This is a genomic window from Phaeobacter sp. CECT 5382 (genome assembly GCF_001457775.1).
Classification (GTDB): domain Bacteria; phylum Pseudomonadota; class Alphaproteobacteria; order Rhodobacterales; family Rhodobacteraceae; genus Pseudophaeobacter.
This window is the reverse complement of record NZ_CYSG01000010.1, coordinates 148170-165400: the sequence shown is the minus strand read 5'-3', so window position 1 is coordinate 165400 and position 17231 is coordinate 148170. Positions and strand designations below refer to the sequence as shown.

Below are 17231 nucleotides of genomic sequence, written 5' to 3'. Positions count from 1 at the left end.
ACACATTAGTGGCCGTTGGAGGCGCGAAAACGTCAAGTTACTTGGGAAATGCGGGTTTAATTTTCGCCATACATCCTGGCTCCCCATGCCGCTGCGTTTATCTCCTGACAGGCCGATTGTCACTACACAATAGTAAACAGACCGGGTTAAAACCTTGCTAAATGCACCAGATCGCACAGACTTTAGCAGGGGATCCGTATTACTTATGCAATTTCAGGGCACTAAAGACTATGTCGCCACCGATGACCTCAAAGTCGCGGTAAATGCCGCCGTTACCTTGGAGCGGCCGCTCCTGGTCAAGGGCGAACCCGGCACCGGCAAGACCGAACTGGCCCGCCAGGTCGCGGATGCCCTGGGGCTGAGAATGATCGAGTGGAACGTAAAATCCACCACCCGCGCCCAGCAGGGGCTCTATGAATATGACGCCGTCAGCCGCTTGCGTGACAGCCAGTTGGGCGAAGAGCGCGTCCATGACGTGAAAAACTACATCAAAAAAGGCAAACTCTGGGAGGCCTTTGAGGCTGACGAGAAAGTCGTTCTTTTGATTGATGAAATCGATAAGGCCGATATCGAATTCCCCAACGACCTTTTGCAGGAACTCGATAAGATGGAGTTCCATGTTTATGAAACCGGGGAAACCATCCGCGCCAGACAGCGCCCGATCATGATCATCACTTCGAACAACGAAAAAGAACTGCCGGATGCCTTTTTGCGCCGCTGTTTTTTCCACTACATCCAGTTCCCGGATGCGGAGACGATGAAAAAGATCGTCGCGGTGCATCACCCAGACATCAAGGAAGCGCTGCTCACCACCGCGCTGACGCAGTTCTACGAGATCCGCGACACCGCCGGGCTGAAGAAAAAGCCTTCGACTTCGGAAGTTCTGGACTGGCTCAAGCTGCTGCTGGCCGAGGACCTCAGCCCCGAGGATCTGGCCCGCAACGGTGCCGATGCCTTGCCAAAACTGCATGGCGCATTGTTGAAAAACGAACAGGACGTCCATCTGTTCGAACGGCTCGCCTTTATGGCACGTGGCCGTCGCTGACAGCTGACACGCCTTTTTCAGTGCTCCTTCCAATTCCGTCCGCCTCCCTGTCTTTCAGACAGACAGGGAGGCGGCGGAGACAACCGAATTCCACCCTCACACATCCGGTCCCCGAAAGTCAGCACCGCACATGACGCACGGATTTTAGACAGGTTCCACGTCGTGGCCACCCGGTCTTCATATTCCCGCCCCATTGTCCTATCATTTGCTGAAGACCCGGATCATATGGGCCCAACAGCTCCGTGGTATCTCGGCTGCATCAAAGGTGCCGGTGATGCTGGTGATCCTGCAGCGTGATCTTGCACTGCCATTGGTGCATGTATTTGATTGGTGCATGTATTTGAGAGGAAACATTCTGGTGGAGACAGTGCCGCGATGACCACAGCCCCCCTGCCCCGGCCTTCGCCTCTGTTTCAGTCGCGACTTCTTTCGCAGCTCGCCCGCTTTGCCCGCGCGGCCTCGCTGGTGACGATATCCGGGATGATCACAGCCTGCGGTCTGCCCGATAGCCAGACACCGGCCAGCCGCGCCGCGCTTGCCATCGGCACCCTGCCCCCCGCCAAAGCTTTTACGACCCCAAAACCGCAGAGGCCGCATCGGTCCAACCGCGATATCGCGCGTGATTTCCTGGATCTGCATTTCAAACTCGAAGGGGGAACCGCCCTGCCGGTTTTCACCCGCTTTGAACGGCCCATTCGGCTCCAGGTAGCCGGCACGCCCAGCCAGGGCTTTCTAAGAGATCTCAGCCGCCTGCTCGCCCGGCTGAACCGTGAGGCAGGCATTCAAATCCAACAGGTCAGCGCTGGCCCTGCGGAAATCACCATTCAGGCGGTGTCCAGCAAAGCCATCCACCGCGCCCTGCCCAAGGCGGCCTGCTTTGTCGTTCCCAATGTTACGTCGCTGGCGGAGCTCCGCCGCAAACGACGCAGCCCGGAAACCAATTGGTCACTGCTGCGCAACCGCGAAAAACTAGCCGTTTTTGTTCCCAATGATGTCAGCCCACAAGAGGCGCGCGATTGTTTACACGAAGAGCTGGCGCAGGCGATCGGCCCGCTGAATGATCTCTATCGGCTACCCGATTCCGTTTTCAATGACGACAATGTCCATACGGTTCTGACCGGTTTTGACATGCTTGTGCTACGCGCGACCTATGCGCCGGAACTGCGTACCGGCATGACCCGCGACCAGGTGGCCGAGGCCCTGCCCGGCCTGCTACGCAGGCTCAACCCGACCGGCGAAAACCTGCCATCACAGGCTCTCAGCGCCACGCCGCGGCCCTGGATTGCCGCGATTGAGGCTGCGCTGGGGCCCGGCAGCAGCGCCAATAGTCGCAAACGTGCAGCAAACCAGGCTGTCGTGATCGCCCGCGACCTGGGCTGGTATGACCATCGCCGCGCCTATAGCCACTATGTGCTGGGACGGATGATCCAGTCCAATGAACCAGACCTAGCCCAGCGCCATTTCCAGACTGCTTTGGATTTCCTGCGCCAGATGCCTAATACAGACCTCCATCAGGCCATCGTGCGTCCCCGCATGGCGGCCTATGAAATCGCGCATGGCAATGGCGAAGCCGCGTTGCAACGCATCGGCCCGGTTCTTGCGATCGCCGAGCGCCACGAGAACGCTGCCCTTTTGGCGACGGCTCTGCTGATCAAGGCCGAAGCGCTGGATCTGTTGGGCCAATTTGCCACTGCAAACACCGTCAGACTGGACAGCCTGGGATGGGCACGCTACGGGTTTGGCCCGGATTGGGCGGTGCAATCCAAGGTTCGCGAAGTGGCGGAGCTGCGCCGGTCAACCAACTGACTTGAGCGCGAAAACAGGCGGAAAAGACATGATCGTAATTGCTGCAGTCCTGCTGGGGGTTCTTCTCGGCGCATTCACCGCGCGAAAACGTGGCGGCAATACCGCTGATATGGTGCAATATGGCGCTGTCTACGGCATCGGTTTTGCTATTATTGGCATCATCGCCACCATCGTGATTCACCGCATGGCAATCTAAGGGGTGGTCTAACCCTGCGGGAGACACGGCATGTTCCAGCCCTTTTTTGAAAATCTGCGCAAAGCCGCGATTCCCGTTTCCCTGCGGGAGTATCTCACCTTTCTGGAAGGGATGAAAAAGGGTCTCGTCACCTATGACATTGAGGCCTTCTACTATCTGGCGCGCGCTGCCATGGTGAAGGACGAGCGCAATATCGACAAGTTCGACCGCGCCTTTGCCGCCACTTTTGAAGGTCTTGAAGCGATCCCGGACTCGGCCGTGATGGACGCCGTCGACATCCCCGAAGAGTGGCTGCGCAAGATGGCTGAAAAACACATGAGCGCTGAGGAAAAAGCCGAAATCGAAGCCTTGGGCGGCTTTGAAAAGCTGATGGAGACGCTGAAAGAGCGGCTCGAGGAACAAAAGGGCCGCCATCAGGGCGGCAACAAATGGGTTGGCACTGCTGGCACTTCCCCGTTCGGGGCCTATGGCTACAACCCCGAAGGGGTGCGAATCGGCCAGAAAGAAAGCCGCCACCAGCGCGCCGTTAAAGTCTGGGACAAGCGTGAATTCAAGAACCTGGATGGCGATGTTGAACTGGGCACTCGCAACATTAAGGTGGCCCTGAAACGCCTGCGTCGCTGGGTGCGCGAAGGCGCTCATGAAGAGCTCGATCTCGACAATACCATCCGGTCAACAGCGGAGCATGGCTATCTCGATGTCAAGACCCGACCCGAGCGCCACAATGCTGTAAAAGTTCTGTTGTTTCTGGATGTTGGCGGCTCGATGGATCCGCATATCAAAGTGGTGGAAGAGCTGTTTTCAGCCGCCCGGACCGAGTTCAAGCATCTGGAATATTTCTACTTCCACAACTGCCTTTACGAAGGAGTCTGGCGCGACAACCGTCGCCGCTGGGAAGCACAGATGTCCACCCATGAGGTACTGCGGACCTATGGGCCTGACTACAAATGCATATTTGTCGGCGACGCCTCGATGTCCCCCTATGAGATCGCCTATCCAGGTGGCGCCAATGAGCATTGGAACCAGGAGGCAGGCCAAGTCTGGCTGGAACGCGCCCGCGACCAATGGAAAAGCCATCTCTGGATCAATCCGGTGCCGGAAAAACACTGGGACTATACCCATTCCATCGGGATGATCCGCGACATATTCGAAGATCGCATGGTCCCTATGACGCTGTCTGGACTGGAAAGCGGCATGAAAGAGCTGACGAAATAGCACAGGCACCCCGGCTATAGGCCGTGTCTGATTGTGCCGTTCGGCTTAGTCCAGATCTGTCCAAGGCCAGGGTTTGACATTGCTTGCGGCCATCTGATAGCGCGCGGCCTTGGCCATCCAGATACCAAGGTCGGTACCGAAATCCGCCAGCCTTTCATTAGGCTCCTTATGAATAGCCATGACGATAAACTGCAGCACCGTGGCTGTGACCAGCACTGTCTGTGCCAATGAAATCATCACCGCGATCAGGATCATGTAGATCAGCCGCGTAACAAGGCTGTCTTTCTCTGCAGGTTCAAACTGTTCGCCGTGAAGGCGACCTTCGATGCTATCTTGTTTTGAATGGTCATGTTCTGGCACTGGATTGGTCTCTGTTCTCATCTACGATTGCTGCGGCTCATTTCTTGTGTAGCACAGATCAACCCGAGCCTGCGCGTAGAAACGCGCCTGCCCCGGCCTGATGACGGTTTTTCTACTGCGGATTTCTGAAACTCCCGGAAGGCTGCCCTTGCTCCGGGCGCGCATTCCCACCATATCTAGCGCATGTTGCGTTTCACACCGATCCTATTGGCCGTGATCTACGGTCTTGTCATGTACCGGATTTCCGTCTGGCGCACCCATCGTGAACTGGACGCACGTTCAACTGAGCTCGCCGATGCAAAACTGCGCCGTCTGACCGATCGCATGGCGGCCGCGCTCGAGATCGAGCGCATCCCGGTTTTCATCTACGAGGTGGACCCGGTGAATGGTCTGGCCGCCCCTGACGGGCGGATTTTCATCACCCGCGGGTTTTATCGCAAATATCAAAGTGGCGAGGTCAGCGAAGCTGAGCTTGCTTCGGTCATCGCACATGAGATGGGGCATGTGGCGCTGGGACATGCCAAAAAGCGGATCATTGATTTCTCCGGCCAGAACGCCCTGCGCACCGCGCTGATGATGATCTTGGGGCGCTACATTCCCTTTGTCGGCCCCTGGATCGCAGGTATGCTTGCAAACCTGCTGGCCGCGCGCCTGTCACGGGGCGATGAATATGAAGCCGATGAATATGCCGCCGCCCTGCTGGCGAAATCCGGCATTGGCCTTGAGCCACAAAAGAGCCTGTTTCGTAAACTCGAAGCGCTGACACAGTCCCGCGCAGGTATGGCCCCCGCCTGGCTCATGTCGCACCCCAAAACCGAAGAACGTATTGCAGCCCTTGAACGGCTTGAAGCAAGCTGGGCCAAAACCTAACACCGATCCAGATCCTGACACTGCGTCACCGATCCGTGGCCCCTTGCCAAATCAGCGCGCAACACCCAGATCACAAGTTCCCGTGACTGGAAGCCTCGATTGGATCCCCTGATGCGCTATTCCCTCCTTGATCTTGCCCCGGTGCCCGAAGGCAGCGAGATCCCACAATCTTTTGCAAACAGCACCGATCTGGCGCAGCAGGCCGAAGGCTGGGGGTATCATCGCTATTGGCTGGCGGAGCATCACAATATGCCCGGTATCGCCAGCGCCGCCACTGCAGTCCTGATCGGCCATATCTCCAGCCAGACAAACACCATCCGTGTGGGTGCCGGTGGCATCATGCTGCCCAACCACGCCCCCTACATGGTCGCCGAGGCCTTTGGCACCCTTGCTGCCCTTTATGGGGATCGGATTGATCTCGGGCTGGGGCGCGCGCCCGGTACCGACATGCAGACCGCCCGCGCGCTGCGACGTGGCATGGCGCCAGGCCATGCATCCGGTGACAGCTTTCCGCAGGATGTAATTGATCTGATTGGCTTCCTTGGCCCAATTGACCCAGATGCCAAAGTCCGCGCCTTTCCGGGCCAGAACAGCAATGTTCCGGTCTGGATCCTTGGCTCCAGCCTCTATGGGGCGCAACTGGCGGCCCAACTGGGCCTACCCTATGCCTTTGCGTCGCATTTCGCGCCACAAGCGCTGGAAGAGGCACTGGAAGTCTATCGCCGCGCCTTCCGCCCGTCGGCCTATCTGGACCAGCCACATGCGATGATGGCGGTCAATGTCTTTGGCGCCGAAACCGATGCTGAAGGCATCCGCCTGCGCACGACCATGCAGCAGGCCTTTGCGCGACTGCGTCTGGGCCAGCCCGGAAAGCTGCCCCGCCCCGTTGATGACATCACCCAGCATCTGTCGCCGCCGGTGCTGGCAGGCGTGAACGAGGCCCTGACCATCTCTGCCACCGGTAGTCCCGAGACGGTGAAGCAAGAGCTGTCACAGATCATCATGCGCTACGCCCCTGACGAGGTAATCATCACCGGGCAGATCCATGATCACGCCGCGCGCCTGCGCTCGTTCGAGATTGCAGCTGCGGCGCTTAAATCATTGTAGTGCCTCAGGCTGAAAGCCCTGCCAAAGCTTTGGCAAGCCGCGGCAAGCGTGCCTTTTTCAGCAGGGGCCGGATCTCCCAACCGCCACCGGAACGCATCTGGGACAGGCGGTTGGCCTCTGCCAGAACCCGCGTGCCAAGTTCCTCCATACCTGCTGGATCCTTGAGCCAGAGATCATATAGCAGTTGATCCGGGCCAAGCCGTTCCAGCCCCTCCTCTGCCAATGTATGGCGGGGGAAATCCTTGTTGTTGACGGTGACAATAGCATCCGCGTGCCCTGCAATGGCGGCGGCCAGCACATGAATATCTGCGGCATCCGGCAGATAGAGCCGCGATTCCAGCCCCGGTGACGGGGCGATCTCTGCCTGCGGCCAGTTTGCTTTCAAAAGCGCCACCTCAGCCTCTGCCTGGGCTGCGCCAACGGGGCCGAGTTTCAGCGCGGCGCGACGCCATTCTTCCAGAATACGCGCCGACCACAGCGGCGTGAAATGTCCCAGACGCGCCGCACCAATCAGCATCTCGCGCATCACGGTCGGGTAAAGCACGCAGGTATCGAGCAGCAATTTCATCGTCAGCAGATCAATCCAGCCGGAAAAAGACAGCTTTGAGATAGCCGCTTTCGGCCAGCTGTGGCAGCTGCGGATGATCCGGCCCGGCATATCCAGTGTGGATCAGCTGACTGCGTCGACCAGAGCGGCCAATACCACGCGCCGAAGCATTGCGGAACCGCGCAAGGTCCGCCGCATGAGAACAGGAACAAAGCCCCAGATAGCCGCCGGGTTTCACCAGTGGCGCCGCCAATTTGGCGATCCGTTCATAGGCACGCAGACCGGCCTCCAGCGCCGGTTTTGACGGCGCAAAAGCAGGTGGATCACAGATCACGACATCAAATGTGCGACCTTCCTCTGCCAGGTTGGCCAACTGGTCAAAGGCATCGCCTTGCAGGGCGGTGAAGCTGTCGCCAAAGCCCGAGGCCGCAGCCCCCTGCCCGGCCAGATCCAATGCCGCAGCGGAACCATCAACACAGGTGACAGAGGCCGCCCCCGCCGCGCGCATCGCCAGACCAAAACCGCCAACATGGGAAAACACATCCAGCACATCGCCGCCCTGTGGCACCAGACGGGCAGCAAAGGCGTGGTTGTCACGCTGATCATAAAACAGACCGGTTTTCTGACCGCCGGTCAGATCCGCCATATAGGTCGCGCCGTTCATCGCAACCGCAATTGGTGCCGCAGGAGTGTCCCCCAGCAGGGTCGCGTTGACATCATCCAGCCCCTCAAGCCCACGGGTCCGACCCGAGGCATTCTTGAGGATCACCTCACAGCCGGTGACCTCGGCCAGGGCTGCGGTCAGCGCCTCGAGATGGGTCTCTGCCCAGGCGGCGTTTGGCTGCACCACGCAGGCGGCGCCAAACCGGTCGATGACAATGCCCGGCAGACCATCGGCCTCGGCGTGGACCAGACGATAGAATGGCGCGTCATACAGAAGCTCACGCATGGCAAAGGCGCGCGAGATGCGCGCGGCAAACCAGGCCTGATCAATCACCGCATCCGGATTTCGGTCCAGCATGCGGGCAATGATCTTGCTTTCTGGATTGATCGCCACCAGCCCCATCGGGGTCTGCACCTCATCCAACAGGACCGCCAGACTGCCGGGAGCCAGCTTGCGGGTGCGCCGGTCGGTGACCAGCTCGTTGGAATAGACCCAGGGAAAGCCATGGCGCAGGGCGCGGGCATTGGCTTTGGGCAGGAGTTTTACGCGGGGGCGCTCGGGCGCGGAAGATGAGGCTGTCATGCGCCCCTCTTAGCCCTAACGGTGCAACAGGGAAAGGGGGCTGGCATCGCTATGATACCGCCCCCGATGATCTCGTCTCATTCACGCCACTTCGGCGATGAACGCAATCGCTACAGTTTGTTGAGTGCCAGGATCAGCCCGCCTCGGCGGGGCGTGCGGCTGCCGGGGCGTAGGATCTCCTGCTGGATGACCTTAGCCAGTTCCTGGGTGATGCGCACTTTCTGGGTCTGCCCCTCGGCAATGGCCACCAGCGCACGACGCCCACCATAGGCGGTGAAATTAGCTTCGATCTGGCGTACCGGCGTCAGGGCCTCGCCGGTTTCAGCATCACGCAGGACCATGGTAAAGGCAATCGCATGCACCCCACCGGTGGTATAGCGCGCCTTTTGCGTCAGCGCATGGAACCGCAGAACTTCCACGTCCAGCTCGGTCGCCACGGGTCCCTCCAGCGCGTGCACTCCCCGCTCTAGCCCAGCCTGCACGATGGCCTGCACCTGCGCATGGCGGTCGCCAACCGGGTCTTCACGCCAAACGATATCACCCTGTGGCAAGTATCTGTTGGCTTCGGAAACCTTCAGGGTGCGTGGCACCCGGACATTGACCTTGGAGACAGAAACGCCGCTGCCCAGCAAAGGCGATTTCTGCGCGGCTGTCCCGGGCCCGGTCAATGCGCCGACCGCGACAACCGGGGTCACGGCTTGTGGCTGAAACTCAGGTGCCAGATGGTCGATCTCCTGATAGCCCTCTGCGACGCCTTCGACATAGGCTGGAAGGCTTTCATAGGGGGCATTGCGCGACGGGATGTCCACCGCGGCACAGGCCGAAAGGCTACCGCCGAGGGCGGCTGTCAAGATCATCGCGCGAAGGTTCATCATGGGTCTGCTCCTTGGCAATTACCGAAGAGGTCCGGCAATATTGGTTAAGGAGCAAACTGCCCCTCAATCAGGGCAGGAATTGGACATTTTTAGTCCAATTTAACGAAATCGAAATCTATTGGGAAAAACTGTGGCACCTGCCAGCCGATTGCCCAATCGGCCATCAGCAATCGATCCTCAGTCAGTCGCGCGGGCGTGACCGCCAGCCACCGCGACGCCGGGGTTTTGCCATTTCAGCCAACCCCTGGCGCAGGACCTCTGTCATCGGGTGACCCTCCGGTTCGCCGCCGTAGTGAAGCATGATCTGTTCGATTGCCTGCCGGTTGTCCTGATCCACCGGCAGGCTCAGCGCCCAGTCCAGAAAGATACTGCGGCACTGGCTGTCAGTAATCCCTTCGATCCGGTAGGCTTCGCGGATCAGGTTTTTATGATCCAGCTCATTCAGGGTCTGCATCGGCATCGGTTCCGGCATCATCTTGCCCCTCCTCCAGGGCCTGCGCAATAATCGCATCACAGCGTTGATAGGCCTGTTCAAGGGCCTCTGACAGCGCATCCAACCTATCATAACCGGTGCTGCGGATCAGAAACAGGGCCGCCCCCTCGCCCAGAGCGCTTTCATCAAGAGCCGCACTGCTCAGCAATCGGGCCGAGGTCTGCACTGACCAGTATAGGCTGTAGGAGTCCTGCAAAAACAGCGCATCTGCGGCATCCAGCCAGCCACAAGCGACGGCTTGTTGCAAACCGCTAGCCACGTCCCGTGTCGAAGCCCCCGCCAGCAGCGCCCCGGCCTGCGACAGCAATTCAACATCCATCATACGGCCGGCACCGGTCTTGGCATCCCACAGGCCCGCCGGGGCCTTGGACGCTGCCAACCGATCCCGCATATCCGAAACTTCCGCAAGGATCGCCCTACGGCTACGGTTCTGCCCGAGGACGGATTGCCGGAAAGTTTCAAATGCCTGCATCAGTTCGGGGTCCCCCGCCACCACCCGCGCCCGGGTAAGGGCCAGATGTTCCCAGACCCAGGCCTCATCTTGCTGGTATTGGGTAAACCCGGACCAGCTGGTCGCAACCGGTCCCTGATTGCCAGAGGGGCGCAGACGCATGTCCACCTCATAGAGCCGCCCCTGCGACATCGGTGCTGACAGTGCCGTGATCAACGCCTGTGTCAGCCGCGCATAATAGGGACGGGTCGCCAAGGGCTTGCGGCCATCGGACATCTCCACGTCCTGGGGATCATAGACCACGATGACGTCCAGATCGGACTGCGCATTGATCTGCCCGGCCCCAAGAGATCCCATGGCAATCACAATCGGCCCTTTGCCCGGCGCCGGTCCATGTTTGATGGCAAACTGATCCATGACCTGGGGCAGCAGTGCCGCGACAACCACCTCGGCGAGATCCGCGTATTGGCGCCCGGCTTCCGCCGCGCAGATCAACCCGCGCAGATGATGCACCCCAATGCGGAAATGCCACTCCTTGCACCAGCGCCGCGCCGCATCCAGCTTGGTTTCATAGTCGGTCTCAAGGTTGAGAATGCCGTCCAGCTCAGCTTTGAGACTCGCCTGCCCCGGCCAGTCCTCAAAGAAAGTGCCGCCAATGACGGCGTCAAAAACGCCCGAGTTACGCGACAAGAAACTCGCCAGCGCCTGGGAGGTGCCGACGATATCGACCAGAAGATCCAAAAGCTGTGGATTGGCTTCGAATAGGGAGAACAATTGCACCCCGGCCGGCAGCCCGGCCAAAAACCCGTCCAGCGCCAGCAGGGCCTCGGCAGGTTTGGCGGTGCGGCCCAGGCGGCTCAGCAATTCCGGTTTCAGGCGTTCAAATATCTGCGCGCCGCGCGGTGAGCGCAGGGCAGGATAGGTCGGCCAGCGGCCAATCACAGCTTCGTCAAGATCGTCTGGTACAACCGCTTCGGCAGCAGGTGCCGCATCCGGGGCAAAAAAGCCCTCTGTCATGTCGTGGACTTCAACGAGGCGCTTGCGAATCTCGCTTTGCAGATCCGCCGGATCACGGTCCATCAGGCAAGCAACCCGGGCAATACCCTCGGCCGTGTTCGGCATTCTGTGGGTCTGGGCGTCATGGACCATCTGGATGCGGTGCTCGACTTCGCGATGCGCCCGGTAATGCCCGGAAAGACTGTCGGCCACATCACCGGGAATCCAGTCCTTGCCCGCAAGCGCTGCCAGCCCTTCGACAGTGCCTCGCAGACGCAGGCTTTCGTCCCGCCCACCGGCGATCAACTGGCGCGTCTGGGTGAAAAACTCAATCTCGCGAATACCGCCCCGCCCGAGTTTCATATCATGGCCCGGAACCGTGATCGGCCCTCCTGTGCCTTTGTTTTCGCGGATCCTGAGCCGCATATCATGCGCATCTTGAATGGCGGCAAAATCCAGATGACGCCGCCAGACAAAGGGGCGCAGTGTTTTCAAAAAGGCCTCTCCTGCCGCCAGATCACCGGCACAGGCGCGCGCCTTGATATAGGCAGCCCGCTCCCAGGTGCGCCCAAGGCTCTCATAGTAGCGTTCCGCCGCCTCCATCGCGAGACAGACCGGGGTGACAGCGGGATCAGGCCGCAGCCGCAGATCTGTGCGAAAGACATAGCCGTCGGCGGTGCGATCGCTGAGCGTGGCACACATGTTTCGGGTTGCCCGCACCATGCCCTGACGTGCCTCAAAAAATACATCCGGATCAAATCGCGTCTCATCAAACAGACAGATCAGATCAATATCCGAACTGTAGTTCAGCTCATGTGCGCCCATCTTGCCCATTGCCAGAATGGCCAGGCCGCCGGCGGTTTCAACATCCGCCTCCCCCAGTCCCGGCAGTTTTTTTCTTCGGATGAGCGCAGCAATTTCCGCCTTGATCGCAACATCGGCGCAAAGCGCGCCAAAATCCGTCAACGCGCCGGTCACTTGCTCCAGACTCCACCCTCCGGACAGATCACAAAGGGCGGTCAGCAGCGCCACGCGCCGTTTGGCCTGACGCAAGCCGGGTTTCAACTGATCTTTTTCCAAGGCCCGACAATCTGCAAAGACGCTCGCCAATGCGCTTTGCGGTGCCTCCAAAGCCGCGGCGATCCACCCGGCTTCCTGTTCGATCAAGCCTTTCAAATAGGGGCTGGAACCTGCCGCACCGGCCACAAGCTCTCCCATCTCAGACGGCACTCCTGGCACCAAGGCGCGGGCTTCGGCCCCTAATGCTACATCATAAGGGCGCGGAATGCGGGAAATGTCGAGGCGATCAGTTTTGAGGCTATCAGTCATGGCCAGACACTGTTCCGCCCGCCCTGTGGCGTCAACCCTCGCTGCTCTGGTTTAGCCTGCGACTCTTCGCATTTAGCGACTGCATAGTTTGCATGGTTTACCGCCTGTCAGTACCTGAACGAGGCGATCTTTCACTGCCCATAAACCATAGCCGGACAGTTGTCCGACAAGCAGGCCGAACAGTAGATTGCTGTGGTCTTAACCCAGATCTCATAGTCAGCTTGGCTCCGGGGATTGAGATTGCTATCCTGCCGGGGACATCTATTATCGAGCCAACAACCCCTGCGATCAGCTTCATTTCCATATGCGCCATACACTTCCTATTGCTCCCCAGTTTTATGTGACGGCTCCGCAGCCCTGCCCCTATCTGGAAAACCGGATGGAGCGAAAACTGTTTACCTCGTTGCAGGGAGATGGCGCCGAGCAGCTCAACAATAGCTTGTCACATCAGGGGTTTCGCCGCTCACAAAACGTGCTGTATCGACCGTCCTGCTCAGATTGTTCTGCTTGCTTGTCAGCCCGGATAGATGTGGCTGCGTTTCACAAAAGCCGCAGCCAGAAACGTATCCTCAAGCGCAACGACTATCTTATCCGCCGCGCCACATCCCCCTGGGCCACCGAAGATCAATACGCACTGTTCCGGAGCTATCTCGACAGCCGCCACGCCGATGGCGGAATGGCTGATATGGACGTTTTTGAATATGCTGCGATGATTGAAGAAACACCGATCCGCAGCCGGGTGGTTGAATATAGTGAACCACAGTTCAGCTCACTTGTTGCTGTGTCGCTGACGGATGTGCTCGAAGATGGGCTGAGCATGGTCTATTCTTTCTACAATCCTGAGCTACAACATAATTCCATGGGCACCTTCATGATCCTCGATCATATCGAGATCGCCCGCGAGGCCGGTCTGCCCTACGTCTACCTTGGCTATTGGGTGCCTGGCAGCCGCAAAATGGGCTATAAAGAAAAATTCTCAGGGCTCGAAATCTATCACCAGGGCAGCTGGAAAAAGATGCGCGATCCAGCAGAATTTGCCGAAAGCACCCATCCGCTTTCGACTGATCCAATTTCCGAACAGGTGGCCAATATCCATCTGCCGGAGCAGACCGCCTATCGCCGCCGATAAACGACTGGATGAGCACCTGAATGCCCCAGACCCTACATGCATTTTCGTTGGTAGTTTCTGACTACGATACTGCGATAGCCTTTTATTGCGGCACCCTGAACTGGCAGCTCGCTGAAGACATCGATCAGGGGGACAAGCGCTGGGTCCGAATTCTGCCGCCCGGGGCGTCTACCGGGGCGTCCCAGGCCAGCCTGATTCTTGCCCGCGCCGAGGGCCCGCATCAGCAAGCAGCAATCGGCAATCAATTTGGCGGGCGCGTTGGCCTCTTCCTGACAACCGATGATTTCCAACGCGACTATGAAAGCATGCGCCTAGCTGGCGTTCACTTCGAAGAACCGCCTAGGCATGAGCCCTATGGCACAGTTGCTGTCTGGCGAGACCCCTTTGGCAACCGCTGGGACCTGCTTCAGTTCGCCCCCCCGCTTGCCTAGCCTGCGACCTCGTTTTCCTTCAGAAAGACATGTACCGCGCGGCTTCGCTGGCCGATCTTGCGCAGTATCTCTGCGTGATCCAGACGCAGCGCCAGCTTTGCCTCGAGATTGGCGCGCCTGCTGCTGAACGCGTCAAACCGATCGTTGGCCGCCATCAATCGATGGGTACAACCATCATAGATCTCTCGATACTGGTTCCAGCTTGAAGCCGCGACATCCCCTTTTGAGATGAGTTTTTCCGCAGCCCCCAAAACCCGTTCGAGATCATTCAATGCTTGCTCTATTCCAGTAAAGGGCCTGGCATCTATTGCACTCAGATCGTTGATTTCACGATCCAGAAGAACCCGAATTTTCAGGACATTTGCCGACGCGAATTCATCCCGAAAAGCCCTGATCTTTCGCATATGCGCCTCATCGTCGAGCTTTCGGGCCGTTTGGGCCTCCAGAAAATACTCTGCAGCGTCCCGTTTCTGTTGCAGGGTCTTGATCTGGCGCAGCGCGTCCTTGCGCGCGGCGTCATAGCGTTTTTTCGCGCTGTGCCAATCTTTTAGCAAGGTCATGGAACCCATTCCCCCTCTAATGTTTGCCCCGACGCCCGCTGAGCTGTCTCTCCCCTGACATGGCGTAAAGACTAGACGACCTTCCAAGTTTGTAAAGTCTGCCTCCCCGGGACATGTGATCGCACCTTTCTTCTATCGGCGCGATCCTTCTGCCCAGTAAAAAAGGGGCCCCAATCGGGACCCCTCGTTGTTCTTTCTGTACCGGTTTTGGTGATCAGTTCGGGATCAGCGCCGGCACGATTGTCACGATTGTCGGGAACAACCACAGGATCGCAAGTCCCGCCACCTGGATCAGCACGAAGGGCAGAACCCCTCGATAGATATGGCCGGTGGTGACCTCCTTTGGTGCCACCCCGCGCAGATAGAACAGCGCAAAGCCAAATGGCGGTGTCAGGAAAGAGGTCTGTAGGTTGACCGCAACCATGATGGTCACCCATTTGGGATCAAAAGAGCCGCCGTAGATTACCGGGCCAACAATCGGGATCACGATGTAGATGATCTCAAGGAAGTCGAGCACGAAACCCAGGAAGAACAGAACCAGCATCACGATCAAGAAGACCGTCATCTCGTTGTCAAAGCTCTTCAGGAACTGCTGGATATAGTGCTCACCACCAAAGGAGATCACCACCAGATTGAGCAGCTGCGAGCCGATCAGGATGGTGAAGACCATGGAAGTGACCTTGGCAGTTTCGCGCACGATGGGCGTCAGAACCGCGCCTTTGTACAGCACCCAGCAGCCATAGAGCAGGCCGAACAGAGCAAACAGATAGGCACCATAGGCAAAGCCAAAGGCGATCCAGCTTTCAACGCTGACGTTGGACTGGTTGATCCGCAGATCAAAGTTCACCCCGATCAGGATCGCAATCATCACGGCAAAGGTCGCCCAAATGATGATCTTGCCCGACTGTCCCTGGTCCTGCAGCTTGCGATAGGCCGCCAGCATGATTGCACCACCGGCCCCAAGCGCCGCAGCCGGCGTTGGATTGGTGATACCACCCAGGATTGATCCCAGCACTGCAACAATCAGAACCAGAGGTGGGAAAACCACCCGGATCAGGTCATTTTTTGCGCAACGGGCAGCGGCTTCACGACAGCCATAGAGCGCCAGAAGCATCGGCAGTGCAATCCAAAGCACGGTCACGCCAGGTGACGTTGTCGGCGCAACAGCCAAAACATCAATCAGCAGAACCAACAGCAGACCGATAGTCCCCAGGATCAGCGGTTTAACATCCCGCGACGGTGCAACACCGCGACCTACAGCCAGAACCAGACCCATCATCACCACCAGAACAGTCAGTCCGGTGCCGATGGGTGCTGCGCCTTCGATCTTGGCGATCTTGGCAGCGGCCAGTTCGTCTTCTGTCAGCTTGGTCGCCTGTGCAACACCACCGGCTGCGTCAATCTCGGTCTGTTCGGCAACAGCGGCCTCCCAGGCCTCCTGACCGTGCAGATCAATCATCGCGGCCTGACACTGCTCACCAACATTGGTACGCAGGGACGCCGTCTGACCAGCATCGGAAAAGGCCGATACGGTGATGTTTTGCGAGCCAATGGCACCAAAGGATCCCAGCAGCATCGCACCACCGATGATGGCAGCGGGTGCGCCCAGGAACCACAGCAGGGCTTCATTACGGGTGACCGGCTCGTTCGTGCTTGGCTCCAGAGCAACAGCAGGTGCCTTCTCTGGGTTCAGCATCGCATAGCCAAAGGCGTATAGCGCATAGAGCAGTGCCAGCATGATCCCCGGCAGCAAAGCCGCCTGGAACAGAGTACCAACAGACACAACCGCAGGCTCACCCAGATAGGTCAGCGCATCCGAACAACCTGCCTCGATGGCGCGGCTTTCCTGTGCGGTTGAATAAAGATCCCCAGCCAGAGTGCCGAGCAAAACGATAACGATCGAAGGCGGAATGATCTGCCCCAAAGTGCCGGATGCAGCGATCACACCTGTCGCCAGCTCTGGCGAGTAGTTGTTGCGCAGCATGGTTGGCAAGGCTAGCAGGCCCATGGTCACAACAGTGGCACCAACAATCCCGGTCGAGGCCGCAAGAAAGGCACCAACGACAACAATCGATACCGCCAGACCACCGGGCAGTGGTCCAAAGACCCGTGCCATGGTTGTCAGCAGGTCATTGGCGATTTTAGACCGTTCTAGGGTGATCCCCATCAGAACGAACATCAGCACCGCCAGCAGAGTCTCAATCGAGGCCCCGGCCAGAACCCGTTCGTTCATCCGGTTTACAATGAAGGAAACATTGCGATCCAGCGCATGCTCCCAGCCCTGTACGAATACAGGTTCCGCAATCCGCGGCAGGTCCGGATATCTAAAGAGGGAGATCACATCAGGTTTGACCCCACTGTTGACCAGCCCCTGATAGGCCTGCGACGAGGTGTCGATAGCCTGGTGGATTAGCAGACCGGCACTATCCAGTGCCGCGATGATGCCAAAAGAGATGATACCAGCTCCGCCAATGGCAAAAGCCACTGGGAAACCGGAAAGGATGCCTCCGAAAAGACATAGGAATACGATGAGCAGGCCGAGTTCGACGCCATCAAGACCGAAAAGCATATCAGC

The 17231-nt window shown here is 58.6% G+C and carries 16 protein-coding genes; 8 read left to right on the top strand and 8 right to left on the bottom strand.

What is annotated here, in order from left to right; genetic code table 11:
- Positions 1 to 205 precede the first annotated feature (205 nt).
- The 4 genes from PH5382_RS12570 to PH5382_RS12550 all read left to right on the top strand — a co-directional run bounded on the left by PH5382_RS12570 (position 206) and on the right by PH5382_RS12550 (position 4262).
- Complete coding sequence (locus tag PH5382_RS12570) at positions 206 to 1045, top strand: AAA family ATPase (protein ID WP_058334728.1); 840 nt, start codon at positions 206 to 208, stop codon at positions 1043 to 1045.
- 480 nt (positions 1046 to 1525) lie between these two features.
- A complete protein-coding gene (locus tag PH5382_RS12560; protein ID WP_058334745.1) occupies positions 1526 to 2851 on the top strand; it encodes a DUF2927 domain-containing protein in 1326 nt (441 codons plus the stop codon).
- 28 nt (positions 2852 to 2879) lie between these two features.
- On the top strand, positions 2880 to 3047 hold the full coding sequence (locus tag PH5382_RS20010; protein WP_058334726.1) for a hypothetical protein: 168 nt from the start codon (positions 2880 to 2882) through the stop codon (positions 3045 to 3047).
- Between the two features lie 30 nt (positions 3048 to 3077).
- Positions 3078 to 4262, top strand: a complete 1185-nt coding sequence (locus PH5382_RS12550) for a vWA domain-containing protein (protein WP_058334725.1) — start codon at positions 3078 to 3080, stop codon at positions 4260 to 4262.
- Positions 4263 to 4307: 45 nt separating this feature from the next.
- On the opposite strand, the gene PH5382_RS12545 is transcribed toward PH5382_RS12550, so the two are convergent.
- Entirely contained in the window at positions 4308 to 4643 is a 336-nt protein-coding gene (locus tag PH5382_RS12545) for a DUF4389 domain-containing protein (RefSeq protein WP_058334724.1), read from the bottom strand.
- 162 nt (positions 4644 to 4805) lie between these two features.
- Between PH5382_RS12545 and PH5382_RS12540 the strand changes: the two genes are divergently transcribed.
- Together PH5382_RS12540 and PH5382_RS12535 are read left to right on the top strand one after the other, a co-directional pair.
- Positions 4806 to 5492 (top strand): M48 family metallopeptidase, encoded by a 687-nt coding sequence (locus PH5382_RS12540; protein ID WP_058334723.1) that lies wholly within the window; start codon positions 4806 to 4808, stop codon positions 5490 to 5492.
- Positions 5493 to 5603: 111 nt separating this feature from the next.
- Positions 5604 to 6599 (top strand): LLM class flavin-dependent oxidoreductase, encoded by a 996-nt coding sequence (locus PH5382_RS12535; protein WP_058334744.1) that lies wholly within the window; start codon positions 5604 to 5606, stop codon positions 6597 to 6599.
- Positions 6600 to 6603: 4 nt separating this feature from the next.
- Here the strand turns inward: PH5382_RS12535 and PH5382_RS12530 are convergent, their stop codons facing one another.
- From PH5382_RS12530 to PH5382_RS12510, 5 genes are all read right to left on the bottom strand, one after another.
- Positions 6604 to 7167 carry an RSP_2648 family PIN domain-containing protein gene (locus tag PH5382_RS12530; RefSeq protein WP_058334722.1) on the bottom strand — a complete coding sequence of 188 codons (564 nt, stop codon included), beginning with the start codon at positions 7165 to 7167 and terminating at the stop codon, positions 6604 to 6606.
- 10 nt (positions 7168 to 7177) lie between these two features.
- Positions 7178 to 8392 (bottom strand): RSP_2647 family RNA methyltransferase, encoded by a 1215-nt coding sequence (locus PH5382_RS12525; protein WP_058334721.1) that lies wholly within the window; start codon positions 8390 to 8392, stop codon positions 7178 to 7180.
- A gap of 110 nt (positions 8393 to 8502) precedes the next feature.
- A complete protein-coding gene (locus tag PH5382_RS12520; RefSeq protein WP_058334720.1) occupies positions 8503 to 9267 on the bottom strand; it encodes a DUF6778 family protein in 765 nt (254 codons plus the stop codon).
- A gap of 181 nt (positions 9268 to 9448) precedes the next feature.
- The gene (locus PH5382_RS12515; RefSeq protein WP_231751869.1) at positions 9449 to 9742 is read right to left on the bottom strand and encodes a hypothetical protein; all 294 of its coding nucleotides are present in this window, start codon (positions 9740 to 9742) and stop codon (positions 9449 to 9451) included.
- Positions 9705 to 12536: a [protein-PII] uridylyltransferase family protein gene (locus PH5382_RS12510; RefSeq protein WP_058334719.1), complete on the bottom strand. Its 2832-nt coding sequence runs from the start codon at positions 12534 to 12536 to the stop codon at positions 9705 to 9707. Before PH5382_RS12510 ends, PH5382_RS12515 begins: the two co-directional genes overlap by 38 nt.
- Before the next feature lie 304 nt (positions 12537 to 12840).
- On the opposite strand from PH5382_RS12510, the gene PH5382_RS12505 reads away from it, so the two are divergent.
- Together PH5382_RS12505 and PH5382_RS12500 are read left to right on the top strand one after the other, a co-directional pair.
- Positions 12841 to 13665: an arginyltransferase gene (locus tag PH5382_RS12505; RefSeq protein ID WP_058334718.1), complete on the top strand. Its 825-nt coding sequence runs from the start codon at positions 12841 to 12843 to the stop codon at positions 13663 to 13665.
- Positions 13666 to 13685: 20 nt separating this feature from the next.
- Positions 13686 to 14096 carry a VOC family protein gene (locus PH5382_RS12500; protein ID WP_058334717.1) on the top strand — a complete coding sequence of 137 codons (411 nt, stop codon included), beginning with the start codon at positions 13686 to 13688 and terminating at the stop codon, positions 14094 to 14096.
- Here PH5382_RS12500 and PH5382_RS12495 read toward each other — a convergent pair.
- Together PH5382_RS12495 and PH5382_RS12490 are read right to left on the bottom strand one after the other, a co-directional pair.
- On the bottom strand, positions 14093 to 14656 hold the full coding sequence (locus PH5382_RS12495; RefSeq protein WP_156414902.1) for a hypothetical protein: 564 nt from the start codon (positions 14654 to 14656) through the stop codon (positions 14093 to 14095). The two genes, PH5382_RS12500 and PH5382_RS12495, sit on opposite strands and share 4 nt — an antisense overlap.
- Positions 14657 to 14870: 214 nt before the next feature.
- Positions 14871 to 17225: a TRAP transporter large permease gene (locus tag PH5382_RS12490; RefSeq protein ID WP_058334715.1), complete on the bottom strand. Its 2355-nt coding sequence runs from the start codon at positions 17223 to 17225 to the stop codon at positions 14871 to 14873.
- Between the last annotated feature and the right edge of the window lie 6 nt (positions 17226 to 17231).